Source organism: Leuconostoc sp. UCMA20149 (assembly GCF_030400235.1).
Classification (GTDB): domain Bacteria; phylum Bacillota; class Bacilli; order Lactobacillales; family Lactobacillaceae; genus Leuconostoc; species Leuconostoc pseudomesenteroides.
Window position 1 is genome coordinate 327,452 of record NZ_VJYC01000001.1, and the last position, 17,369, is coordinate 344,820.

The 17,369-nt window shown below is 39.0% G+C and carries 20 protein-coding genes and 1 tRNA gene; 17 read left to right on the forward strand and 4 right to left on the reverse strand.

What is annotated here, in order from left to right; translation table 11 throughout:
* Window positions 1-72: 72 nt before the first annotated feature.
* From FF105_RS01915 to FF105_RS01940, 6 genes are all read left to right on the forward strand, one after another.
* A tRNA-Glu gene (locus FF105_RS01915) sits at window positions 73-144 on the forward strand.
* 206 nt (window positions 145-350) lie between these two features.
* Window positions 351-905 (forward strand): WxL domain-containing protein, encoded by a 555-nt coding sequence (locus FF105_RS01920; protein WP_010279838.1) that lies wholly within the window; start codon window positions 351-353, stop codon window positions 903-905.
* An 84-nt stretch (window positions 906-989) separates the two neighbouring features.
* On the forward strand, window positions 990-1,997 hold the full coding sequence (locus FF105_RS01925) for a DUF916 and DUF3324 domain-containing protein (protein WP_168441527.1): 1,008 nt from the start codon (window positions 990-992) through the stop codon (window positions 1,995-1,997).
* Window positions 1,987-3,903 (forward strand): hypothetical protein, encoded by a 1,917-nt coding sequence (locus tag FF105_RS01930; protein WP_290046259.1) that lies wholly within the window; start codon window positions 1,987-1,989, stop codon window positions 3,901-3,903. Before FF105_RS01925 ends, FF105_RS01930 begins: the two co-directional genes overlap by 11 nt.
* A 101-nt stretch (window positions 3,904-4,004) precedes the next feature.
* The gene (locus tag FF105_RS01935; protein ID WP_010279827.1) at window positions 4,005-4,166 is read left to right on the forward strand and encodes a hypothetical protein; all 162 of its coding nucleotides are present in this window, start codon (window positions 4,005-4,007) and stop codon (window positions 4,164-4,166) included.
* A 485-nt stretch (window positions 4,167-4,651) separates the two neighbouring features.
* Window positions 4,652-5,065, forward strand: coding sequence for a hypothetical protein (locus FF105_RS01940; RefSeq protein ID WP_290046260.1), 414 nt, complete (start codon window positions 4,652-4,654; stop codon window positions 5,063-5,065).
* Between the two features lie 246 nt (window positions 5,066-5,311).
* On the opposite strand, the gene FF105_RS01945 is transcribed toward FF105_RS01940, so the two are convergent.
* Complete coding sequence (locus FF105_RS01945) at window positions 5,312-5,572, reverse strand: SemiSWEET family transporter (RefSeq protein ID WP_010279817.1); 261 nt, start codon at window positions 5,570-5,572, stop codon at window positions 5,312-5,314.
* A gap of 82 nt (window positions 5,573-5,654) precedes the next feature.
* Entirely contained in the window at window positions 5,655-5,951 is a 297-nt protein-coding gene (locus tag FF105_RS01950; protein WP_010279814.1) for a DUF3892 domain-containing protein, read from the reverse strand.
* A gap of 262 nt (window positions 5,952-6,213) precedes the next feature.
* Between FF105_RS01950 and zapA the strand changes: the two genes are divergently transcribed.
* The 4 genes from zapA to FF105_RS01970 all read left to right on the forward strand — a co-directional run bounded on the left by zapA (window position 6,214) and on the right by FF105_RS01970 (window position 10,993).
* Window positions 6,214-6,609, forward strand: a complete 396-nt coding sequence (gene zapA / locus FF105_RS01955) for a cell division protein ZapA (protein WP_010279809.1) — start codon at window positions 6,214-6,216, stop codon at window positions 6,607-6,609.
* Window positions 6,606-7,127 (forward strand): CvpA family protein, encoded by a 522-nt coding sequence (locus tag FF105_RS01960; RefSeq protein WP_010279806.1) that lies wholly within the window; start codon window positions 6,606-6,608, stop codon window positions 7,125-7,127. The genes zapA and FF105_RS01960 overlap by 4 nt, the downstream gene beginning before the upstream one ends.
* 15 nt (window positions 7,128-7,142) lie before the next feature.
* A complete protein-coding gene (locus FF105_RS01965) occupies window positions 7,143-9,542 on the forward strand; it encodes an endonuclease MutS2 (protein ID WP_147651947.1) in 2,400 nt (799 codons plus the stop codon).
* Window positions 9,543-9,688: 146 nt separating this feature from the next.
* The gene (locus FF105_RS01970; RefSeq protein WP_010279802.1) at window positions 9,689-10,993 is read left to right on the forward strand and encodes an NCS2 family permease; all 1,305 of its coding nucleotides are present in this window, start codon (window positions 9,689-9,691) and stop codon (window positions 10,991-10,993) included.
* A 35-nt stretch (window positions 10,994-11,028) separates the two neighbouring features.
* On the opposite strand, the gene FF105_RS01975 is transcribed toward FF105_RS01970, so the two are convergent.
* A complete protein-coding gene (locus tag FF105_RS01975) occupies window positions 11,029-12,477 on the reverse strand; it encodes a peptide MFS transporter (RefSeq protein ID WP_010279799.1) in 1,449 nt (482 codons plus the stop codon).
* A 217-nt stretch (window positions 12,478-12,694) separates the two neighbouring features.
* On the opposite strand from FF105_RS01975, the gene FF105_RS01980 reads away from it, so the two are divergent.
* Together FF105_RS01980 and FF105_RS01985 are read left to right on the forward strand one after the other, a co-directional pair.
* Window positions 12,695-13,045, forward strand: coding sequence for a hypothetical protein (locus tag FF105_RS01980; protein WP_010279795.1), 351 nt, complete (start codon window positions 12,695-12,697; stop codon window positions 13,043-13,045).
* Window positions 13,046-13,092: 47 nt separating this feature from the next.
* On the forward strand, window positions 13,093-14,169 hold the full coding sequence (locus FF105_RS01985; RefSeq protein WP_010279791.1) for a hypothetical protein: 1,077 nt from the start codon (window positions 13,093-13,095) through the stop codon (window positions 14,167-14,169).
* A 74-nt stretch (window positions 14,170-14,243) separates the two neighbouring features.
* On the opposite strand, the gene FF105_RS01990 is transcribed toward FF105_RS01985, so the two are convergent.
* Complete coding sequence (locus tag FF105_RS01990; protein WP_010279787.1) at window positions 14,244-14,585, reverse strand: hypothetical protein; 342 nt, start codon at window positions 14,583-14,585, stop codon at window positions 14,244-14,246.
* Window positions 14,586-14,843: 258 nt separating this feature from the next.
* On the opposite strand from FF105_RS01990, the gene gmk reads away from it, so the two are divergent.
* The 5 genes from gmk to FF105_RS02015 all read left to right on the forward strand — a co-directional run bounded on the left by gmk (window position 14,844) and on the right by FF105_RS02015 (window position 17,123).
* The gene (gene gmk / locus FF105_RS01995) at window positions 14,844-15,437 is read left to right on the forward strand and encodes a guanylate kinase (RefSeq protein WP_010279784.1); all 594 of its coding nucleotides are present in this window, start codon (window positions 14,844-14,846) and stop codon (window positions 15,435-15,437) included.
* A 21-nt stretch (window positions 15,438-15,458) separates the two neighbouring features.
* Entirely contained in the window at window positions 15,459-15,671 is a 213-nt protein-coding gene (rpoZ, locus tag FF105_RS02000; protein WP_010279781.1) for a DNA-directed RNA polymerase subunit omega, read from the forward strand.
* A 17-nt stretch (window positions 15,672-15,688) separates the two neighbouring features.
* Complete coding sequence (locus FF105_RS02005) at window positions 15,689-16,276, forward strand: peptidylprolyl isomerase (RefSeq protein WP_010279778.1); 588 nt, start codon at window positions 15,689-15,691, stop codon at window positions 16,274-16,276.
* An 80-nt stretch (window positions 16,277-16,356) separates the two neighbouring features.
* Window positions 16,357-16,740: a CvfD/Ygs/GSP13 family RNA-binding post-transcriptional regulator gene (locus tag FF105_RS02010; protein WP_010279775.1), complete on the forward strand. Its 384-nt coding sequence runs from the start codon at window positions 16,357-16,359 to the stop codon at window positions 16,738-16,740.
* An 11-nt stretch (window positions 16,741-16,751) separates the two neighbouring features.
* Window positions 16,752-17,123, forward strand: coding sequence for a hypothetical protein (locus FF105_RS02015; protein ID WP_139968622.1), 372 nt, complete (start codon window positions 16,752-16,754; stop codon window positions 17,121-17,123).
* Window positions 17,124-17,369: the final 246 nt, after the last annotated feature.

Genomic DNA, 17,369 nt, shown 5'->3' on the forward strand with positions numbered 1-17,369 from the left:
TCGTGACGAAGTCGAGACTTAAAAAACATGTTGACGAGAGGCTTTTTTTTCGGTATACTTAATATTTGTTATGGCGCTATGGTCAAGTGGTTAAGACGTCGGCTTCTCAGGCCGAAATCGAGGGTTCGACTCCCTCTAGCGCTATTCTAGCCGTTCTATCAAAATTCTTGATAGAACGTTTTTTTGTTATCATAATGTTATTTTTCACGCTGATAATGACTATAAAACACTAAAAATAGATAAATAAATGAAAATATATGTTATAATTATGGTGTAATAAATTAATTGTAAACGCTACCATATTCAAACCAAAATATGAACTAGATGGGTGGCGATGACGGGAGAAAGCTATGACAAAAAACACTCAAAAAATAACAGCAATCATTGTTTCTGTTGCACTTACTGGTGCGTTTGCCATTAGTGCACCACTTATCGCTAACGCAGCTGTGAATGATACGGTAAATGGAACTACAAGCCTAACGCTAACTGGGGATACTACCGCGCTGACATTAGATAGTGTGCCAAGTTTTGCATGGGGTTCAATGACAACAACAGCTGCACAAACACAACAAAACATTACAGGAACTGGTGATCTCCAAGTGACTGATGGGCGTGGTGGATCAACTGGCTACACTGTGACTGCTGTAGCTTCTAATATGACTAGTGGCGATGACACATTACCTGTCACTGCTATGTCAATTGATACGACGGCGTCATCTCCGTTGACAGGAGCGACAGGCGCAAATATCCTAACATCTAACACAGTTCTCTCAGGTGGCGTTGATTCTAACGGTACCCTAGCTACAACCGCTTCAACAGGCCATATAACAGTCGGTAATGCTGCCAAGACTGGTACTTATTCAGGTACAATCACATACACTATAAACGATGGTGGCCTTGAGTAATTGTGCTGTTAAATGCTAAATAAATGACGCAAAAGCAGGCCAACCATGACCTGCTTTTCGTTTCATAAACGCAAGAGGTCTTACATGATAAAAAAGATAATCGCAGTGCTGGCAGCAACCCTATTTTGTGCTGTTAGTCACCCTGTTTTCGCTGCTGATGTTGCTGAACAATCAGGTTTTTCCATTATTAGCCAGCCAAATGAGCTACAAGCCTCAAATCAGTCTTATTATGATTTGAAAATGCAACCTGGGCAAACCACAACATTGACATTAGGCGTTAAAAACATGTCCAACGTGTCATCGACATACGAAATTGCTGTTAATCCCGCTCAAACATCAGATAATGTCATTATTGATTACTCTTCTGCTGGCAATGGTAAGGGCGTGGGTGCAACGCCAAACCTGCAAATTAAAAGTATGACGAAGTTGAGTACAACCCAGATCACAGTACCGGCTAACGCCAGCAAACAATTTTCAGTCACTTTAACGATGCCAGACAAAACGTTTGATGGTATTGTCGCTGGTGCAGTTCGAGTTGAACGGCTGACAAAAAACGAAAAAAACGGTATTACGAACAAATTTGCCTATGTGAAAGGTATTGTTGTCCGCCAAAATGATAACGCTGTTGATCCTGCACTACAAATCAACAAGATTAAAGTCGGTCAGTACCATTATTTGCCTGGCGTGATTGTCACAATGGCGAATCCCACAAATATCAATATCTCAAAATTAAAAATTGATGCTAAAGCTGTCAATGATAAAACGGGCGAAACTTTGAACACGAAAACAGTTGCTTCAGGATCAGTAGCACCTAATTCTGAATTTAACTATGTCATTCGTTATTCAAAAACGATTCCAGCTGGAAAATATCACTTCGTCGGCACTGCTACCGATCAAAAGGGTCATCATTGGGAATGGCGCGAACCATTTACAGTCAAGAAAGCTGAAAAAGTTGCCAATCAACCGATAAGTGTTCGGGGGAGCTTTGAATGGGGGTGGCTACTGATTGTGATTCTCTTGTTGATTATTCTCGCCCTAATTTGGTGGATCATTTTAATGAAACGGAAAAAGGACCATGACGATGAAGAATAACAAAAAAATACAATTTTTACTTTTATTTTTCACGATGCTGATTGGATTTGTTTTTGCCACAACGGTCAATGCTGATGTGACGAAGGATGGGGATGTTTATCATATTACGACGGGACAAGATTTGGATATGTTGCTTGGATTAGGAAATAACTCGGGGTATTGGAACGGGACTGATAATAAAACGCCCACTAGCATTAAAATATCAGTTGATAACGATATTACCCTAGTCAAACAACAACACGAAATTAATTCGGTGTTCAAAGACACAATTGATATTGATTTTAATGATCATATGTATTATGTCACTGAGCAGGACAATTCTTCATTTAAAATGGACAAGTCTACACTTGTTGATGTGTTTGTTCGCAATCTGAAATCATCAGAAAGTAATGTTGCTAATACAACTGGTACACTAGCAGGAGTTCCTGATCCAACAGATGCCACAAAAACTGTGGCTGGATATTTGTTGAGTGCCAACTCCCTATTCACGGGTGCAGGGGACCAAGGTACTGCTAATGGTACCGTGACGTATGATAATGTCTTAATTAACTATCCAAATATACATGACGGCAAAAGCCAAATGTTAACGACTGGTTATGTTCCCATAAAGTTTACAGGCACTAACTTGTTGGCACTTGGCGGACAATCAGGTGACAATTTCTGTCGTACAACAGATCTAACAGTTGTTGATGGCGATACTACGATGACGTGGGGGCCAGGATTAGGTGGAAACAGCATAGCTATGTTCAATATGAGGGATGGTGTTGGATTTCCTACCTCTTCAGTTAATTTTACAGTTGGTAGTGGTGCTACTCTAACCATCAATAATCATGTCAACACAAATACTATTGCTTCTGGGAACAATGCTGGCAAAATAGTTAATATCACTAATAATGGTATCCTAACAGCCACGATTGATGGGTATGCAACAGACTCGAGTTCAAGTTACCAAACTGCAACTAGTTCGTTCGTTTCGGGTGGAACTGGCTTGACAAATACAAATATTACCTTTGGACCTAACGCAGTCACAACAATAACCAGCAATACTGGTTTAATTCAAATGGATAAGGTTGCCATTTTAAATATTAAAGCACAGTCGAACAGTCAAACCACACTGACATCAAAAAATATCAGGAATGCGGCAACGGCTCGTGTATTTAATGGCACAGCGACTTCCGGTTCATCACTTACATTGGATAGTGTCGATTCTTTTTCAATGAGAAGTGTCGCCACAGCACCACTTCAGCAAGACAATATGCGAATTGTTATTGCCAATACGCCACTAACAATTTTATGCTATGCGGCGAACAATGACACTGTTACAGCACGTTATGTAGCTGAAATTGGCAGTATCAACGGCGCTTGGGACGGCAATGGAACGCCTGGGGATCAAATGAGCCCGCCGTTAGCCACGAATAATAGTGAAACTAAATTAAAGCCTGCTTTTGGGATTCGTTTTGAACCTGGAGTGTTAGCGAACAGCTATACAGTTAATCCAAGCGTTTGGAATTACGCTTTATCCAACCCAATTTTCCCGGCCGACAACACACCCGTCTGGCTGAGTCGTAATGGTAGTGGGGATAATACACAAACTTTTGATATTTATGACTCGCGTTCCCAAACAGCTTCATTCAGGCTACAAGCATTAGTGACCGGAACAGGTAGTCGACAATACGGTTTTAAGAAGAATGGCACCAATGAGGTGTTATCATTAAACGACCAAGCGCAAACGATTTTAAATGCGAGTGATTTCACGGCTGGCACCATTGGTGATGCGGCAACTGCTGGTCATTGGACATATACAACTGACGCCGATCACGGTTTGCTAGTGCAAGCCGCACGATCTGAAAAAATCGGGACTTATGCGGGGTCAGTAACCTATTCTTTAGTTGATGGACTAGAATAAAAAAATACTAAAGGTTCAATCTAACAAGTTGATTGAACCTTTTTTTATAATAAGATAAGTGTATAATGGCAATTAAATGAGCTTTGAAATGGAGAGGCGCCGTGAATTTAAAGACAGCGAACAATCTCGTTTTGATGACTATTGTTGGCAGCATCATACTCAGCATGGTCATTGAAGCGTTATGGTTCAAGATATTAGCCACTATAATGATTGCAGTTGCGATGATTAATTATTTTATTGTCATGAAACATGAAAAGCCGTGACACAACATACCTTTTTTTGTGATAATACGGTAATATATCATGAGTTCAGAATGATAAAAATGGGTGTAAAATAATTAACAAGAGGGGTAATATTTTTAAGGAGATATTGCCATGTATTTAAGTTCTGAGGATTACATCAACATTTGGTTGTACTTTGTGTTTTGTTTGGCATTAGGATTGATGATGGTAACGGCAATGATTTATTATCATTTTAAAAAATGACCCTAGTTGACAATGAAGTATCATCACATCACGTTAAAAGACATTGGCTTTCGCTAATGTCTTTTTTAGATTTTGGTATCGTTTTTGAACATAAATATAACAAAAACGGTTAAATATTGATAAACGAATAGCAATAGCTTTATGGCAACGTTTTTAATGCAAAAAATAAATAAAATAATGTATATATTTTAATTGACAAATGTATATATACAAAGTATGATATTAAACATGTGCAAATTATGAACAATTTTCTAGGAGAAATGATGAAGTACAAAAAAACTATTGCTACGATAGCTATTGCCGCCGCTTTTGGCACAGGAATCGTTTTAGCCGACAATAACACATGGCAAGGGTCACCTAATTTAAGCCATACACGCTCAATTATTGACCAGTTAGGTGATAAATTGACAGCACAGTCAAACAAAATTACATCATTGAGCACGCAAACTACGACAGCGCAAAATCAATTGACGGATGCGCAAAATAATGTGTCAAACATGCAATCTCAATTAACTAGTCTGCAAAACCAATTAACACAGGCTAAAGATCAATTGACTCAAGCTAATAACCAAAAGCAACAAGAATTACAACAAAAGCAACAAGAAATTCAACAAAAAATTGACGAAATCAGCTTTCAGAAGCTAATAACAAAGCCTCACAGTTACAAAATCAATTAAATGATGCGCAACAAAAACTAAATGAAGCTAACAACAAAAATTCCGATTTGCAAAAGCAATTAGACAATGCTTTGCAAGATGCAAAGGATACAGAGGCTCATGCGCAATCTGTATTAAACGCACACCAACAATAATGTGAACTGTTTGCACATCGCGCAATCGAGCCATTCATCAGGCTCTTTTTTTGTGTGCAAAGGTATAAAAAAAGACATGCGTAACATGTCAACTTAAAAATATTAATGAATATTATAAGGCGGTCCAGAAAGTGACAATACCAAAAATAATACCGGGGAAATTAGCTGCTGCTAATGGCAAGTCACGATCTTCTTTGATCAAACCATAAGTGACCCACAAGGCACAATTTATAGCGGCAACTAGGGGTTGCACGGGATTTCCTTTTGAACCAGAGAGATTGTTCAAAATTTGGGGGATGTAAGAAACATACATCATAATTGACATGATGGTCGCTGTCCAACTCAAATATTTGATAAATTTTTCGTTTTTCATTGAATACCTCTTACTACAAAATTATAAGGCAAATCATATATCAAAATCAAATTGATAGTTTCGGTTTTTAGGTGTTATAAAACTAGTCATAAGTTGGCAGATGGCCTAAATAATCAGCTTTAATACCATCAGGTGTAATCTTAATATAACCATTTTCATCAATTGCCACGGGATTGCCGACATGCCATTGCCCGTCGCTTTTAGTTAATACTCTAAATCCAAATCCGTTTTGGATTTTGGATACAATCGTTTCTCGGTCGAATGAGATGACTTTAGTGGCATCGAATTGATGATCGTCTGTGACACGATAGACGTGAGCTGCCTTGATTAGGGCATGATTTGATGAAGGATTTATCTCGACTATATAATATGCTGCCATTGTGGTTCCTCCTAATGAAATGATAATTTTAGCAATGTAAACGTTTACTTTATACATTAATCATAACGCAAAAATTGAAAAGTTAAAAGAAGACGAACTTGTTATTGCACATAATATTTTTCTGCAAAATCGATTCATCGTTTAGTAATGTGTTGGAAAACCTTGAGTTTGTTAATTCTGTTTGTGTCAGTGCGAATAATCTAATCAAAGCAGATGACCTCGTTTTTTAGCGTGTTGATAGGTTTTATTGTATAATTAAAACATGACAAAACAAGCAAAAAGACAATATAAAGCCGTCATTGCCGGCAAAAAATACATTATATCCGGCCATGCGAGCATTCCGCATTTTAAAGCAACCGAAGAATTGATCAATAAGCAGTTTGCCCAAATAGCTATTGTTGCGCCAAAACTTGCACCTTTAGATCAAGCAACTTTGGTGACATTTAACGCAATTTCTGATCAGCTTTACAAGCAAGCAGAAATAGATGATTTGCAGCAACAAGTCGCGCGGTTACAGGCTGAACTCGACAAGAAGCGTAACGAAATACCTACACAACCTAAGGCTAAAACAAGTGCCGTGTCAAGTATTATTGATACGGCAAAGCAGGAAAGTCGTTCGCGTACTTCGAATCAAATCTTTAAGCGTACAGAACAATGATTATATTAGGATTATCGTTCTTATTTGTGTTATTGTGGATTTTTTCTGGCTATCGTCAAGGGGTCATACGTGCGTTACTACGACTAATTCTTTGGGTAGTGGTCTGGTACATTGCGATTAAATTATCTCAACCAGTTGGGCAATATCTGACACACATTGTATCTGGTCAATTTGTCCGCACCACAATTCCAGAATCAGTGATAGGCGACGGGTCGCAATTTCTAGCTTCTGGGCTGGTATTTGGTTTAATAATCATTGTTGGTGGTATCCTCAGTCACGCTATTTTGAGAACAATTAAAATTGTGCGGCGTATACCGATTCTTGGTTGGTTAGATGGCGTTTTGGGCGCGATATTTTGTGGCCTTATTGGTGCAAGCATTGCTTTTTTTGTACTTGAAATGTTGTCGGTTGTTCCCAATGCATGGGTGCAGGACCAATTTTTAAATACGCCACTGCTTAATACCATACTGGATAAAACCCCGTTTTTGGCTGACCAAATTTATCACTGGTGGTTGTAATTTTAGGAAAAATAAATGAACAGTAAAGTTTTAGAGACACTTGAATACGATAAAATCAAATCCCAATTAGCGGCATTTTTAGTGACTTCGTCAGGGCAACAGGAAGGTCGTGCGCTATTGCCCAGTATTGATGAGCAAGAAATCAATTATTGGTTGCAAGAAACAGCGGATGCTGTTTTAATTGATCGCCTCAAGGGTGGTATTCCACTCAGTAAATTAGCTGATATCAGCGCTCATTTGAAGCGTTTGACAATACAAGCGTCACTAAGTGCAACTGAAATTTCTCAGGTAGGTCAGGTGCTACGTAATACGGGCACAATCGCTAATTTTTTTGTACAAATGCAAGACGAAACGATTGGTGAATCATTGCATGTGCTACCAGAACAGGCGGCAAACTTAGCAACGTTACCTGATGTAACGCGACTGATTCAAATTGCTATTGACGAAACCGGTCGCATTAATGATGAAGCATCTTTTGAACTAAAATCTCTGCGCGGGAAAATTGTGGGTAATGAGAATGCGGTTAAAAATCAAATGCAGGCGTTTACTCGTGGTAAATCTGCTCAGTATTTGAGCGATCCGATCGTCACGATTCGTTCCGATCGCTATGTTATACCGGTCAAAGCGGAATATCGTCATCAATTTGGTGGCGTTGTCCATGACCAAAGCCAATCTGGTTTGACACTGTACATTGAGCCACAGTCGGTTGTTGATTTAAATAATAAAATTAGTGAGTTGCGCGTCAAAGCACACGCAGAAGAGCAACGGGTGTTACAGGAATTATCAGCTGAGTTAATGCCATACGTGACTGAAATTCAACGTAACGTGTCTATTCTCGGTCATTTTGATTTTGTAAATGCCAAAGCACGACTGGCTGCAAAATTAAATGCCATGCAACCACTTGTAAATCCAGCCAATCATATTTCATTGGCTCAGGCTTGGCATCCATTATTGGATCAAAAAATTGCAGTGGCTAATGAAATTGCAATTGGTGACCACTATAAAACAATTATCATTACAGGACCTAATACCGGTGGTAAAACAATTACCATCAAGACATTAGGACTGCTGCAATTGATGGCACAGTCAGGATTGTTTATTACGACGAAGCGACCATCAACTGTCGGTATTTTTAAAGAAGTGTTTGCGGATATCGGTGACGAGCAATCTATCGAGCAGAATCTGTCAACATTTAGTTCGCACATGGCAAATATTGTGTCGATGCTGGACAAAATTGATGATAAAAGTTTGGTTATTTTCGATGAACTCGGTGCCGGTACCGATCCGGCTGAAGGGGCAGCGTTGGCAATTGCTATTTTGGATAAAGTTGCGAGCTTAGGAGCTTATACTATTGCCACGACACATTATCCTGAATTAAAGTTATATGGTTATAATCGACCTGAGACACAAAATGCTTCAATGGTTTTTGATGTCGAAACGCTACAACCAACTTATCAATTTTTGATGGGTGTCCCTGGACAATCTAACGCTTTGGCGATTGCTAAGCGCTTAGGATTTGGTGAGGATGTGATTGGTGCAGCGACCTCCTTGACCAACGACTCAGACCAGGATCTGAACAATATGATTGCTGATTTGGTGGCGCAACGTGATGAGGTAAAAAAGAAAAATGTATCATTGACTAATCAGTTAAATGATACAAAATCGCAAGCTGAAGCATTACGTGAGAAAGAAATGCAACTTGAAAAAGATCAAGCGCGTATATTGCTAGATGCCAAAAATGAAGCCAATCACATTGTTGCAGCTACCAAAAAGAAAGCAGAGCAATTAATTAGTGAAATTCGTCGAGAACGTTTAAATGGTGGTGCAAAAGCCACATCTACCGAACAAGAGTTGCAACAAAAGAAGGGGCAACTTGATAATTTACGCCAAAATGTGAGTTTAGAAAAGAATAAAGTCCTTCAGAAAGCTAAAAAAGCCAAGCAATTATCACCTGGAGATGACATTACCGTACAATCCTATGGACAACAAGGCACGCTTTTGAAAAAGCATAGTAATGGTCAATGGGAAGTTGAGATGGGCATTTTAAAGATGTTGGTTGACGAAGACGACATTGTAAAAACTGAAGCGACGATTAAGGCTCAAAAGGAAAAATCAAAGCAGAAACAACAGAAAATAACCCGTACCAAAGCTGCAGGATCGGCACGTGCCACGGTGAAATCAACGCTTGATTTGCGAGGCATACGCTATGAAGCAGCCCTTAGCGAACTAGACAAATACCTTGATACAGCAGTGTTAGCTAATATTAGTCCAGTTGAAATTATTCATGGAAAAGGCACAGGTGCACTACGACAAGGCGTGACCGAATTTTTACGTTCGGACCGGCGTGTTGATTCATATCATTTCGCTAACGCTAATGCGGGTGGTGATGGTGCGACAATTGTGACACTTAAGTAAGCAAAGCGCTTACTTTTTTTACGGTCAAAATTTGTCCGTGCTTTTGTATTCAATGCAAAAAAGTGCGACAATTAATCTTGTGTCATTTTGAGACGTAACCGTATTTGTGCGGTTCATATTTAAAAAGTGAGGAGAAAAAAATAGGCATGATTGAGAAATATTTTAACTTAAGCGCTAATCACACTACGATTAGAACTGAGTTTGTGGCTGGTTTAACCACATTTGTGTCCATGGCGTATATTTTGTTTGTCAACCCAAGTGTTTTAGGTGCGGCTGGTATGGATAAGGGAGCTGTGTTTACAGCCACAGGGTTAATTGCAGCGATTGCCACAATATTTATGGGTGTCGTTGCAAAATATCCATTTGCTATTGCACCGGGTTTGGGAATCAATGCTTTTTTTGCTTATTCTGTTGTTTTGGGGATGGGCGTTAAATGGCAAACGGCCTTGGCTGCTGTGTTTGTTTCTGGTATCATATTCTGGCTGTTAACTATTTTTAAAATTCGTGAGGTCATTATTAATGCGATTCCTGCTGATCTAAAATCAGCAATTGCAGGTGGTATTGGTCTTTTCATCGCCTTTTTGGGGTTGTCTGATGGTGGCATTGTTGCGGCTAATAAGGATACAATCATTGGGTTTGGCGATTGGAGTAAACCTGCGACATTATTGACGATATTTGGTATTTTGGTGACATTTGCTTTATTTGCTCGCCACGTTCCTGGGGCGATTTTCATTGGATTGGTGATTACCGCTGTTGCTGGTTTGATCATCGGACAGGTTCACGCGCCTACTGAAATTATTAGTACAGTGCCCAGCTTAAAGCCCACATTTGGACAGGCAATTTTTGGATTGAAAGACCTTGGGTCGTTACAAATGCTAGTTGCTGTTGTCACATTCTTATTAGTGGCTTTCTTTGATACCGCTGGCTCATTAATTGGTGCTGCTCGTGCAGGTGGTTTTTTGGTTAATAATGAATTGCCCAATGCAGGGAAGGCGCTAATGGCTGACTCAATTGGTATGCTTGGTGGCTCGTTGCTTGGTACGTCACCTACAACGGCCTATATCGAATCATCAACAGGAATAGCTGTTGGTGGTCGAACTGGATTGACTAGTGTTTTCACAGGAATTTTCTTTATACTTGCCTTAGCCTTTTCACCACTGTTAACTGTTGTTACTTCGCAGGTTACAGCACCAGCCTTAATTGTTGTAGGCGTCTTGATGGCAGGTAGTTTAGGCAGTATTGATTGGGAAGATTTTCCAATGGCAGCGGCAGCTTTTCTCACAGTGTTAGGTATGCCATTATCTTATAGTATTTCTGATGGTATTGCTTTAGGATTTATTGTCTATCCTTTCTTGATGCTAGTGACAGGTCGTGGTAAACAAGTTCATCCCATTATGTATGGTTTAGGTCTAGTTTTTGTAGCGTTTATGGTTATTTTACAAATTGGTTAAACTAAAAAAGATTGCCCTTCTAAGGACAATCTTTTTTAGTTAACGCCTTGCATTAAGCGATGGATATAACGTGATAAGAAGACGAGAACCACACCCAATATGACAGATCCTAAACCAAACCAGAAAAAGTAACTCACTTCGTTTTTGGCGTTATATAGTGTCACAAGTTGTGCGTTAAGCGCAGAACCTACTGCACTTGATAAAAACCACATCGACATCATTTGTGAATTAAAGGCTTTTGGTGCCAACTTTGTCGTGACCGATAGGCCAACTGGAGAAATCAACATTTCACCAACAATGACTAGTGCCCATGAACCAACTAACCAAAAAGGTGAAACTTTAACATCTGTCCCAAATAGGGAACCGGGAACGGCCATGAGCAGAAAGCTTGATCCAGCGAACATTAAGCCAATCGCAAATTTCATTGGTGATGTCGGCTGCTTTTGCCACTTTGACCACAAAACGGCAAAAAATGGTGTGTAAAGCATGATGAAAAATGGATTTAAAGATTGGAACCAAGAAGCTGGAAAGAAAGACAAATCAACGCGTTCTGCAGCAAAAGTGGCTAACACAATGGCACCTTGCTCTTCGATTGCCCAAAATAAAACAGCGGCTAAAAATAATGGAATATAAGCAATTACTCTGGAACGCTCTGATTTGGTTACTTTCTTGGAAGAAATCATGGTGATAAAATAAGTGACTGGAATTAAAATGGCAACAAGGGTTAGCAAATTAATGAAATCAGGTAAACTGTTCCAACCAACTAATATCATACCAACAATGATCAAAATTAATGCCGTAACGCCCATAATTATCTTTGTTAATAAGGGTTTAATTTCATTTTCAGATAGTGGATCACTTGGCAGCATTGTCGCAGGCGCCAAGTTTTTATTCGCACCGAAATGATACTGTATCAAACCAATAAACATACCAATAGCAGCTAATGAAAATCCAACATGGTAGCCAGCTATTTCTTGCGCTTTTCCAACCAACAGTGGTGCAATAAAACCACCTAAGTTAATCCCAAAAACGAAAATAGAAAATCCAGCATCACGACGTTTGTCGGCATCACTATATAGTGAGCCCACTAATGTAGAAACGTTGGGTTTCAAAAAGCCAGTGCCGAGTACGATAAGAATGATTGATAAAAATAAAGCTTTAGCGCCAAATGGCGTTGATAAAGCAATGTGCCCAGCCATTATCAATACGCCACCCCAGAAAACTGTTCGACGTGGCCCGAGTATGCGATCGGCGACAAAACCACCAATCGCACCAGTGAGATAAACCATTGAAGCATAAATGGCCATAATGGAAGCAGCCGTAGCACGACTAACGTTGAGTTGACCGTCAGCGATTAATGACCACATATAGTAGAGTAGAATGGCGCGCATGCCATAATAGGAAAATCGCTCCCACATCTCTGTCATAAACAGTGTGAGTAATCCACGTGGTTGTCCTAGAAACTGTTTTTCTTTGACTTTCAAAAGTCTCTCCTTTTACCTTGTAAAAATAACTAATGTTAATAAATAGGCATTTACAAGATTTTTATTAAAAGTAACGATACCAGTCTACGCTTATTCTGTGAAATATTCAATCCTTAATATTTTCACTGATTTTAAAAAATTGAATTAAAACGGGACACCATTAGTGAGGTTGGTTGTTTTATAGTATAATCAAATCAGAATAAATTAAGGACATTTTATGGCAAACGAAAAATTTGATGCTTCGGCATTTTTATCATCACTCTTTCACTACGCACGAGATTTTAACTACAATCATATTATTTTTGATGCAAATCGTTACAAAATCTCGGTTAATTTAGTACGGAAATCATCAACCTATGGAAATGCTGAGATGTTTTATGTTTCCGCAGATCCTAAAGCTTTTGCGCCTGTTATTTCACGTATTAATAGTGCGATTGAAATTGCTGAGTTAGAGGGATCACAACAAGCAACCATTAAAACACCGCTATTGGCCCGCGAAAATCAGGTGTTTCAATTCAGACTAAAAGAATTCGGAAACGGTAAATATAACTTAGATCTCAGTATATAAGGGGGAAGCTGTCCAATGGTTTGACAACCATTAGGACACAAAATATTATGAAGCAAGGCAAAGCAGCACAAATTAAAAAAATGCGTCACGTACAATCAAAACAAAAGTTAACGGCAAGGAAAGCGATGCCAGCTTTCAATTATGATGAATTTGCAGGTTTTTTAAGGGCACGATATTTTTTGACGCATCACAATAAGTATGCACCAGAAACATTTGAAGTTGCATCATTCTTTCTTGATGATGTCATTGCCACTATGGTTCAACAACATTTTACGCAATTTACCAGTAATGAGCGTGCAACGATTAACCTGAATGAAACGATGCAGGCTGCCTTGGTTAATAGTGATGATCGTGATTGGCGTTATTTTGTTTTACTAGTACCGGTGCTATTTGATATGCAACAATTTTTGGCCAAAGAAAGCCAAGTCAACGATCGTTTTGTCGCGCAAACGACTAATTTTGATGTTAATTTTTGGCGTATGATTATGCGTACAGTGATGGCAATCAACTTTTTCAAATGGCAAGGTAAAGATGTTTCAGAAATGATGAAAACATCAAATGCTATTGATACCTTACAATTTAAGTTTTTGAGCGAAAATGAAGACGATGATGATTTTAATATGGCAGTTATTGCCGAAACATTTCGTGGTTTAGAACCAAAGTTGAAGCCGCTCAAAGTTTCAGAGGCATTCTTAAAGCCCAACGAAACGTTAACAGCAGAAGAAATTCAAGCTGAAGAAGCCTACGCAGAAAAACGTCTCGTACAATTTAAAGAAAAATCAGTTAAAGGCGTTGTGAGTGAGAATGTCATCAACTTGTTGCACGCATTTCACGTCGGTATTGCCAAAGAGTATAATCTAACGCACGAACAATGGGATGCAAATGTGTTGAACGATTTTGTGCAACAACATTTGATGACGTATTGGACGCCACAGTGGTCGGACTTAGATGGTATTGGCGGCGAGGTCAAATCCTATTTAAAGTTTTTAAGCCAAAAAAAAGCCATCACAGGCTTGGGCAAAATTGTGAGTGGCATTATAGATCTTGATCATTATATTGATGTTGCTGCGATTAATAGCTTATTGCGTCAATTAAAAGGTGAAGACTTGGAAAAGCTTGTCTAAAAACACGTACAGTATAGTAACAACTAGTGCTGGATCCTATTCTAGCTTTCGGGTTGTTACCACTGACGTGTTTTTTAGGATTTCGTGTTGATAAGTAAAGTAATATGACGAATTGTCCCTGGTAGAATTGCGATTGACTGATGCGTTTTGACGGTGTGTAACCAGAGTTGGCCGCCTTGTGTTTGGTATACATAACCTGTCAATTCAGTGATTTCTTCACTCAAGAGCGATTGGTTGATTTGAATCGTGACAGGTTCCTCTTGATTAATGGCGCATGTCAATCTTGTGATGATTTGATTAGCAGTGAGTTGGCGCTTTAAAGGAACATGCTTTTTTGGTGTCAAAAGCTGCTTTAATCCTCTTAGTATGCGACCTAACGGTGACCTATATTGATGGCGTACAATATAATTTTGCATATTCATCTGCTCCACTCGTAATTGATTAATTCCATCATACGAACAAATGTTCAAAAAAGCAATCTTTTTGTTGCCTCTTAATAAATTCTTGAATAATTAATTAAAGCGTGGTTGTTGATAAAATTGGGATAATTGTTGATAACCGCAAAATATGTCCATGCGAACAAATATTCATTCATCCAGCCTGATACATCTATTCGTTGAATTATGAGATGAAAATTGGTATAATCAGTCTATTAGTTTATAAAGAGGAATATTATGACACAGCGTGGTTTATTGATTGTGCTTTCTGGTCCATCAGGCGTGGGTAAGGGGACTGTTCGCAAGGCGATTTTTGAAGAAGAAGGAATTGATTTTCAGTATTCCATTTCAGCAACAACGCGTTCCCCTCGTAAGGGTGAAGTAGATGGTGAGGATTATTTTTTCGTCACACGCGAACAATTTGAGGAAAGAATTAATAACGGCGATATGTTAGAATACGCCCAGTATGTTAATAATTACTACGGTACCCCTAAAAGTTTCATTGACCAAACACTTGCGAGCGGCAGAGATGTTTTTCTTGAAATTGATGTTCAAGGCGCGCTTCAAGTGAAATCAAAAATGCCTGAGGGTATTTATATTTTCTTAACACCACCCGATTTAACAAATCTGCGTTCACGATTGGTTGGTCGTGGCACTGATTCTAGTGAAGTGATTGAAAAGCGTGTTGCTGCGGCTCGTGACGAACTGAAAATGATGATAAACTACGATTATGCAGTTGAAAACGACGTGGTTTCTCGTGCAGTAGATCGTATCAAAGCTATTATTACGGCCGAGCGTTTACGCGTTACACGTGTATTTGAACAAATTTAACTATAATTAAGGAGAACATAAATGTTATTATATCCATCAGTTGATAAGCTCTTAGAAAAAGTTGATTCGCGCTATAAGTTGATTGCACTTGGGGCAAAGCGTGCACGGGAATTAGATGCCGGTATGCCAGCAACACAAGAAACATTCAAATCCAACAAGTCAGTTGGTCAAGCACTGGAAGAAATTGAAAATGGGGACGTTGTTATTGACCCTGATTTCGAGGACGAAGTTTAATTTATCTAGGAGGCAACATGGCAGAATTTCCACAATTAGAACCCCAAAAATTTGCAGGACCAGTGGCGACATTTGACACTAACCACGGCACTATTAAGGTAAAGTTGTTTGCTGACCTTGCACCAAAAACGGTTGAAAATTTTACCACTCATGCGAAAAATGGCTATTACAATGATGGTGTTTTTCATCGCGTTATTCGTGACTTTATGATTCAAGGTGGCGATCCTGATGGCACAGGTATGGGTGGCGAAAGCATTTGGGGAAACAGCTTCGAAGATGAATTCAGCGACCAATTGTTTAATGTTAGAGGGGCATTGTCAATGGCTAACGCTGGACCAAACACGAATGGTTCACAATTTTTCATTGTCCAAGCGTCTGAATTTCCAGCGCAAATGGCTTCGGCTTTGAGAAATGTACCAACAGAAATTGCTGACTATTATCGTCAAAATGGCGGTACACCATGGTTAGATGGCAAGCATACTGTATTTGGTCAAGTTATTGAAGGCCTTGATGTCGTTGACGATATTGCCGATACACAAGTTAATATGATGGATAAGCCCAAAGAAGATGTCATTGTTAAGACAATTACGATTGCAGGAGAGTAACCTGCTTTTTTTATGCTCTTAACTGGGAATTACACTAGAAATTAATGGTCGTGATATAATATTTTATAGAGGTTAACTATATGTCATACTACGTTGGGCAAAAAGTAAAAGGTAAAATAACGGGAATTCAGCCTTACGGTGCCTTTGTGGCACTTGACGAACATACGCAAGGGCTAATCCATATTTCTGAATGTAAATCAGGGGTTGTGCGAGATTTGAAGCATGAACTCACTCTTGGTAAAGAGGTAGAAGTGGTGATTATGGATATTGAACAATACAACGGCAAGATTAGCTTGTCGTTGCGTCAAGAAGATATGCATGTATATTCGCAGGCGCCTTTAATAAAAAACACCAACCTTCGCAAGCGTTTTTGGACAAATTATCATCTGGATTATGGTTTTTCGCCAATTGCAAATCAAAAAGAAGAGTGGATCAAAGAAGCGTTGACGCGCATCGGAAAGTGAGAGAGGACCCTATGTCACTAATCGCAGCTACCGCAATAGCGGTCAAAGACAACTTGCCGTATTTTTTGGTAGAACAATCAAAAGATAACAGTTACCGATTTTTTACAACAAAAATGCATCGACACAATAATGACACCTCGCTAGGGGCAGTCTTGAGAGGGTTGAAGTTACTTGGTCCCGTTGATTTTGATGATTGGCGTTTGGGAGAACTGACTAGTGTTTCAGATGGTAATAGTTTGATGTCGATTTATTCGTTTGACGTTAAAGATATGCCTAAAATTGAAAAAGAATTAAATCATCAACTAGTTTTTGTGCCTGCTAATGAAATTCATCCACTGCTAGAAACCTTGCAAACAACGGCTTTTGTTAGTTTTGAAGAATAAAACCTCAAAAAGGTATTGACAAAGGGAAAAAAGAGCGTATAGTTTTAATAGTTGTCTAAGAGGCACCGACGCGAGCGAAAAAAGTCAACGAAAGAAGTAGTTGACAAGGCGAGCGAAAGGTGATAAGATAATATAGTTGTCTCAAGGGGCAATAAGTAGCACATTGAAAACTGAACAAAACTTTGAACAAACGAATCTGTGGCTGTTACTTAGGTAACAAAAACAAATTTGCGAAGTCAATTCGTA

What these genes read in the sequence shown, in the direction of transcription:
- FF105_RS01920 (WP_010279838.1), top strand. Translation starts at nt 351, where the DNA reads ATGACAAAAAACACTCAAAAAATAACAGCAATCATTGTTTCTGTTGCA.
- FF105_RS01925 (WP_168441527.1), top strand. Translation starts at nt 990, where the DNA reads ATGATAAAAAAGATAATCGCAGTGCTGGCAGCAACCCTATTTTGTGCT.
- FF105_RS01930 (WP_290046259.1), top strand. Translation starts at nt 1,987, where the DNA reads ATGAAGAATAACAAAAAAATACAATTTTTACTTTTATTTTTCACGATG.
- FF105_RS01940 (WP_290046260.1), top strand. Translation starts at nt 4,652, where the DNA reads ATGAAGTACAAAAAAACTATTGCTACGATAGCTATTGCCGCCGCTTTT.
- FF105_RS01945 (WP_010279817.1), bottom strand. Translation starts at nt 5,572, where the DNA reads ATGAAAAACGAAAAATTTATCAAATATTTGAGTTGGACAGCGACCATC.
- FF105_RS01950 (WP_010279814.1), bottom strand. Translation starts at nt 5,951, where the DNA reads ATGGCAGCATATTATATAGTCGAGATAAATCCTTCATCAAATCATGCC.
- zapA (WP_010279809.1), top strand. Translation starts at nt 6,214, where the DNA reads ATGACAAAACAAGCAAAAAGACAATATAAAGCCGTCATTGCCGGCAAA.
- FF105_RS01960 (WP_010279806.1), top strand. Translation starts at nt 6,606, where the DNA reads ATGATTATATTAGGATTATCGTTCTTATTTGTGTTATTGTGGATTTTT.
- FF105_RS01965 (WP_147651947.1), top strand. Translation starts at nt 7,143, where the DNA reads ATGAACAGTAAAGTTTTAGAGACACTTGAATACGATAAAATCAAATCC.
- FF105_RS01970 (WP_010279802.1), top strand. Translation starts at nt 9,689, where the DNA reads ATGATTGAGAAATATTTTAACTTAAGCGCTAATCACACTACGATTAGA.
- FF105_RS01980 (WP_010279795.1), top strand. Translation starts at nt 12,695, where the DNA reads ATGGCAAACGAAAAATTTGATGCTTCGGCATTTTTATCATCACTCTTT.
- FF105_RS01985 (WP_010279791.1), top strand. Translation starts at nt 13,093, where the DNA reads ATGAAGCAAGGCAAAGCAGCACAAATTAAAAAAATGCGTCACGTACAA.
- FF105_RS01990 (WP_010279787.1), bottom strand. Translation starts at nt 14,585, where the DNA reads ATGCAAAATTATATTGTACGCCATCAATATAGGTCACCGTTAGGTCGC.
- gmk (WP_010279784.1), top strand. Translation starts at nt 14,844, where the DNA reads ATGACACAGCGTGGTTTATTGATTGTGCTTTCTGGTCCATCAGGCGTG.
- rpoZ (WP_010279781.1), top strand. Translation starts at nt 15,459, where the DNA reads ATGTTATTATATCCATCAGTTGATAAGCTCTTAGAAAAAGTTGATTCG.
- FF105_RS02005 (WP_010279778.1), top strand. Translation starts at nt 15,689, where the DNA reads ATGGCAGAATTTCCACAATTAGAACCCCAAAAATTTGCAGGACCAGTG.
- FF105_RS02010 (WP_010279775.1), top strand. Translation starts at nt 16,357, where the DNA reads ATGTCATACTACGTTGGGCAAAAAGTAAAAGGTAAAATAACGGGAATT.
- FF105_RS02015 (WP_139968622.1), top strand. Translation starts at nt 16,752, where the DNA reads ATGTCACTAATCGCAGCTACCGCAATAGCGGTCAAAGACAACTTGCCG.